Source organism: Sphingomonas sp. (genome assembly GCF_019242355.1).
Classification (GTDB): Bacteria; Pseudomonadota; Alphaproteobacteria; order Sphingomonadales; family Sphingomonadaceae; genus Sphingomicrobium.
Map to the genome: position 1 here is coordinate 1 of NZ_JAFAVR010000004.1, position 5,794 is coordinate 5,794.

4 protein-coding genes and 1 pseudogene are annotated in these 5,794 nt (G+C 63.8%); 3 read left to right on the top strand and 2 right to left on the bottom strand.

The genetic code is table 11. The features are described from left to right. Together JOZ79_RS00070 and JOZ79_RS00075 are read left to right on the top strand one after the other, a co-directional pair. A partial coding sequence (locus JOZ79_RS00070) for an amino acid permease (RefSeq protein WP_294068893.1) occupies window positions 1–606 on the top strand: 606 nt, incomplete at its 5' end. Window positions 607–686: 80 nt separating this feature from the next. Then, complete coding sequence (locus JOZ79_RS00075; RefSeq protein ID WP_294068896.1) at window positions 687–2,936, top strand: TonB-dependent siderophore receptor; 2,250 nt, start codon at window positions 687–689, stop codon at window positions 2,934–2,936. Window positions 2,937–2,978: 42 nt separating this feature from the next. Here the strand turns inward: JOZ79_RS00075 and JOZ79_RS00080 are convergent, their stop codons facing one another. Then, on the bottom strand, window positions 2,979–3,944 hold the full coding sequence (locus JOZ79_RS00080; RefSeq protein ID WP_294068899.1) for an alpha/beta hydrolase fold domain-containing protein: 966 nt from the start codon (window positions 3,942–3,944) through the stop codon (window positions 2,979–2,981). Between the two features lie 71 nt (window positions 3,945–4,015). Then, window positions 4,016–4,798: a helix-turn-helix transcriptional regulator gene (locus tag JOZ79_RS00085; protein WP_294068901.1), complete on the bottom strand. Its 783-nt coding sequence runs from the start codon at window positions 4,796–4,798 to the stop codon at window positions 4,016–4,018. Between the two features lie 154 nt (window positions 4,799–4,952). Between JOZ79_RS00085 and JOZ79_RS00090 the strand changes: the two are divergent. Next, window positions 4,953–5,794, top strand: a pseudogene (locus JOZ79_RS00090) (amidohydrolase); the annotation flags it as partial.

Here is a 5,794-nt window from a genome sequence, read left to right on the forward strand (position 1 = left end):
GCGCTCGCAGGGCTTAGCTCTGTGCTGATGATCAACACCTTTGCTCACTCGCGCGTGTGGTTCGCGATGTCCGACGATGGATTGTTGCCGAATTTCATATGCGCGATCCATCCCCGCTTCCGCACGCCGTACCTTGGCACGATCACTGTGGCCGCTATCGCGGCTGCTGGCGCTGCATTCCTGCCGATTGCCATCCTCGGCGACCTCGTCAGCCTCGGCACGGGGGTGGTGTTCCTCACCGTCGCGGTCAGTACCATGTGGCTGCGCTCGACGCGTCCGGACCTGCGGCGACCGTTCTCCGTGCCGTTGGGCGGCATCCGAGTGGGTCGGGCCTGGATCGGGACCGTCCCGATCCTGTCGATCCTGCTTACGCTCATGATGATGGCCCCGGTACTCGGGGATATCGTCTACAAGGCGGCCCACGGTGACTGGATCCCGGCCATGATCCTCCTGTGCTACATCGCCGCTGGCGCTGTGCTTTATTCTACTTATGGCCTGCGCCGCTCGCGTCTCGGCCAGCGCTGGGCTGCCGAGCGGGCGGCTCATGAGCGGCGGGAGCGTGCCGGCGGCGGCCCGCTCGCGATGGAAAGGGACCCGATCCCATAACTTGCATCAGGTCTGTTTTGTTACATTTCCGGGAGCATTCGGGGCTTAGCCGAGTGACCGGAGTTCGAAGGGGGAATCACATGTCGGACCATCGGAATTTCGCGCGCGCGAGCAGCAAGCTCGCCATTCTTCGCCTGCTTGCGAGTGCTGCGGTCGTCATGCCTGGGGTTGCTCATGCGCAGGCGGCACAGCCCGCACCGGCGCCGACTCCGTCGACCACCGACCCTCAAGCCGGGGATACCCCGAAGACGACGCGCGCCGCTAACGGCGACATCGTCGTTATCGCGAGACATTATGTTCCGCAGGGTGCGGAGACGGCGACCAAGTCCGACATCCCGCTGATCCAGACGCCGCAGTCGATCTCCGTGATTACGCGCGACCAGATTGACCTGTTGAACTTCACGGATGCGCAGCAGGCCGTCCGATACACCGCTGGCGCGTTCGGCGAGAATTACGGTCCCGACCCACGATACGACTTCATCACGGTCCGTGGGTTCACGCCCAAGCAGTATATCGATGGACTTGCGGTCCCCGCGACGACGACCATCTCTGCAGTGGGTGTCGATCTGTACGCCTTCCAGTCACTCGACATTCTCAAGGGACCCGCGTCCGTCCTTTACGGCGCGGCTCCCCCGGGCGGTATCCTGAACGAGGTCAGTCGCCGGGCGTCGCCGGTTTTCGGCGGCGAGGCCGAGCTCAAGGGGGGCACTCACAGCTTCTGGGAAGGGGCCGCGACGGTAACCGGCCCTGTCTCCCCGTTCCTCGATGTGCGGATGACCGGTCTCTACAAGAATGCCCATGGCGAGATCGATTTTCAGCGGAACCAGCGCCTGTTGCTGTCGCCGACGGCGACGCTGAAGCTTGGCAGCGCCACGCGCCTGACGGGCCTCTTCTACTACCAGCACGATCATAATCTCGGTGGCAACGGGGGATTCCTGCCGCTTTACGGCACGCTGCTGCCCAGCCCGACCGGGCTGCACATCAGCCGGTCGACCAACCTCGACGACCCCAAGACCACCTTCAATCGCAATCAGTGGGCCGCAGGCTATGACTTCGAGCACCGGTTCGGCAGCCGGCTGGCGTTCCACTCAAACACGAAATGGAGTCACTATAACGAGAAGACGCCGATCGGCATTTACAGCGGCGGCGGCTTCATCAACACGACCGATCCGACGCTTCCCAGCTATTATCGGACGCTCCAGCAGTACAATTTCACCTATGCGGAGAAGGTCAACAGCTTCGCGACCGATAATCGTTTTGACGCGAAGCTGGATACCGGCCCAATCAGGCATAAGGTCCTGGTCGGTGTGGACTATCGGAATGTGCGCAATACGGCGGCTTTCGCTTTCGTGTTCGCCGGGCAAATTGACGCATTCCATCCGGTCTACGATCGGACCTTTGAAGTCAGTCCCGGTTTCCCAACGCCGTACAACGATCAGAAGCTGAAGCAGACCGGCGTCTACGGACAGGACCAGATGAATATCGGCCAGCTGTTTGTCACTCTTGGCGGCCGGCAGGACTGGGTGCGCGTCAACACGTTCGGCGCACAGCAGAATGAGAAGAAGTTCACGTACCGGCTCGGCGCCAACTACGTGACCAGCATGGGCTTGGCGCCCTACATCAGCTATTCGACGTCGTTCGAGCCGGTGATCGGTAAGAGCACCACGACGAACGAGCCATTCAAGCCCACATCCGTGAAGCAGTGGGAAGGTGGCTTGAAGTATGACGCTCGTGGCCTCCCGAGCAACGTGAAGCTGTTCGCCACGGGCGCGCTGTTCGACATCAAGGAAAACAACTTCGTTGTCGCGCAGGTTGGGCCGACAAATCCGTTTGGGGCGACTCAGGCCGGTCAGGTTGAGGTGAAGGGGGTCGAGCTCGAGCTGGTCAGCCGCTTCAACCAGCAATTGTCGGTGAACGCCTCGTACAGCTACAATCACAGCGAGATCACGAAGAACCCGAATGCTCCGCAAGACGTCGGATTCCCGCTGCCGACCACGCCGAAGCACAAGCTGTCGCTGATCGCCGATTACACCATTGCGCATGGAGCCCTGGCCGGCTTGGGCGGCGGCGCCGGCGTCCGCTACAACAGCGCGAGCGCGGGCTCGCTGCCGTCCGGCACGTTTCCCGGGGTCGGATTCGCACCGACGATCGTTACAGGAAAGGCGACGCTGTTCGATGCGATGGTGCATTACGACCAGCCCCGTTTCCGGATCGCGGTCAATGCGTCCAATCTGTTCGACAAGAACTACGTCGCGCGGTGCACCGGACTTTACGGCTGCGTCTACGGCGCCGGCCGCGAGGTGATCGTTACCCTGACAGGTAAGCTCTAAGCCACTGCTTCCGGGGCGGCGGCGAAGGGTCGCCGCCCTCGATCACCTTTCCAGTGCCGCCTTGACCCACTCCGCGCCGTCGCGGATGGCGCGGCGCGCCACCTCGGCAACCGACATGGCTTCGAGGAAACTGTGAGTGGCGCCGCGATAGACGACGGGTGTCGCCGCCACGCCCGCATCCTTCATGCGCCGCGCCATCTCGTGGCTTTGCTCGGCCAGCAGGTCGCAGTCGGGAATCGCCAGAAACGCCGGCGGCAGGTCGCGCAGATCGGCAAGGATCGGCATCGCGTACGGGTCCGGCCGATGGACGAGATCCTCGCCCAGGTAAGACGTGAAATAATGATCCATCTCGGCGCGCTGCAGGACCGCCCCCTCGCCGCCGAAGCGCGCTTCCGCCTCGTCGGAACAAGCCTGCCCGAAGGCGCCGTAGTTCAGCAGCAGGCCCTTCAGGCGGTCGCCGCGCCCGCGATCGCGAAGCCGAAGCGCGGTGGCCATCGAGAGATTGGCGCCCGCGGAGTCACCACCGATGGCGATCCTCTCCGGGTCGATTCCGAGCGACTGCGCGCCCTCGCCGTTCAGCCACTCAACCAGGTCGACGATTTGGTCGAGGGCTTTGGGATACCGCGCTTCGGGTGAGAGCGGGTAATCGACGCCCAGCACAGCGAAGCCGCCGGCCGCGGCATATTCGCGCATCAGTCGGTCATGCGTGTCGATGCTGAACAGGACGAAACCACCCCCGTGCAGGTAGATGAGGAGTGGAGCAGGGGAGGGCAGGCCGGGATCATAGAGACGGACGCGCAAATCGCCCGTCGTGGTTGGAATCATGTGCTCGGTCGTGCGCGCCATGACGGGTCCGCTTGCCCGCCACGGAGCCCGCACCTTCTCGGCGATTGCCCGCGCTTCATTGATCGGAAGCGAGGCAAACGGCGGATACTCGGCCCAGGCGGCGGAAAGCTGCCTGGCGAACAGGGAGATTTCGGGATCGAGTTCAGGCGTGTCGAGGCTCATGGGTGCAAGCTAGCCACCGAGTATCGCATTTGCCTTTGCATGCGGACCGGACACATGCTCCGCTGGGCCAGTTAGTTCGGCCGCGGATGTTCGCGCGCGTAATGACTCGGGGCGACGCCGAGCACGCGGTGGAACATTGCGGTGAACGAGCTCGGGCTTTCATAGCCGACTTCATAGGCGATGTTGGTAATCGGCTGCCCCTCGGCCAGCATCGAGATTGCGGCCATCAGGCGGATTTGCTGCCGCCACATGGCGAAGGCCATTCCGGTCTCCTCGCGGAAAGTCCTCGTGAAGGTACGCCGGCCCATGCCCGCAAGCTTGGCGAGCTCATCCAGGTCGCGCTGGTCGCTCGGCTGCGCGACGATCTGGTCGCACACCCGCCGCAAGCGGCGATCGTGGGGCATGGGCGCGGACAGCGGCACCTCCGGGACGCGCTGAATCTCCTCGATCAGAAGGCGAACGATCCGACCCTCACGGCCGGTTTCGTCATACTCGTGATCGAAGGTCAGGATCTCCTGGATCAGCGCGCGGGCGAGCAGCGGCATGTCGAACACACGGCAGACATTCGGCTGATTGGGGAGCGTCGGGTCGATGTAGAGGACGTTGAGATCGACGTCGTGCCGACACGAAACCATGTGGCGGCAGCCCGCGGGGATCCAGATTGCCCGGTTCGGCGGCAACACGAAGGTTGTGCTGTCGGTGCTCACCGAGATGACTCCACTGCATGCGTAGGACAGCTGCGCTCGCTCGTGGGAGTGGAAGTCGTCAACCAGCCCCGCCGGGTAATGATCGCTCAGGGCGACGACCGGACGGACTGTCAGCGGAAGATCTGCGCTACGCTTAATCTCTGTCATGGCTATTCGGCCCGGCGAAGCTAACTCAATCCCGGGTTCGCGCAAAGAGGGCCGTGAGATCGCCATCGGTCGCCATCGCGAAAGACTTCGACCCGATTGCCGCTATGCGGCGCCAGCGACGGTGCTACGTTCTCGGCCGAAGGGAGGGAGGGGAATGCATCTCGCGCGAAGCGGCATGTCGCTTGTGCTCGGCGCAATTGCGCTCAGCGCTGTCGCCGGTCCGCCGATGCGGCGTGCTCATGGCCCGATGCCCATGGAAGCCATTGGCGATCCGTACCCCAGCACATATCGAGTGCCGCGCTCCGCGCCCGTCGTGCTCGTCGGCGCGACCATCCTCGACGGCGCTGGGCAGCGCTTCGATAATGGCGAGGTTATCCTTGCCGACGGCAAGGTCCGCTCGATCGGTCACGACCTTCCGCGCCCTGCCGGAGCCATGGTCATCGACGCGCACGGCAGATGGATCACGCCCGGGCTGATCGACGTGCACACCCACCTTGGCGTCTACAGCCTGCCGGAGACATCGCTCGACACGGGCACGAGCGACGTTACCGAGCTTCGCGACCCGAACGCCGCCGATACCTGGGTCGAGCATGCAGTCCGGACGGTTGATCCGGGCTTCTCCCACGCGCTGGCAGCGGGAGTGACGACGCTGCAGATCCTTCCCGGATCGTCGGCCCTGTTCGGCGGCCGGTCCGTCATCGTGCATCCCATCGCGGCTGCGACGATCGCCGCCATGAAATTCCCCGGCGCTGCGCAGGGGCTCAAGATGGCGTGCGGCGCGAGTCCCAAGGAGGAATTTGCGGAGCGGCATCTGCTCAACAGTCGTCAGGGCGAGATCGCGGCAATGCGAGAGGCCTTCGCCGAGGCGGAGAACTATGTGCACCAGGAGGGTCAGGAGCACGGGCATGAGCATCACGGTCCGGCTGCCGACGACCTGCGGGACCAAACACTGGCATTGGTCCTGCAGGGCAAGATGCCGGTGCACATCCATTGCTA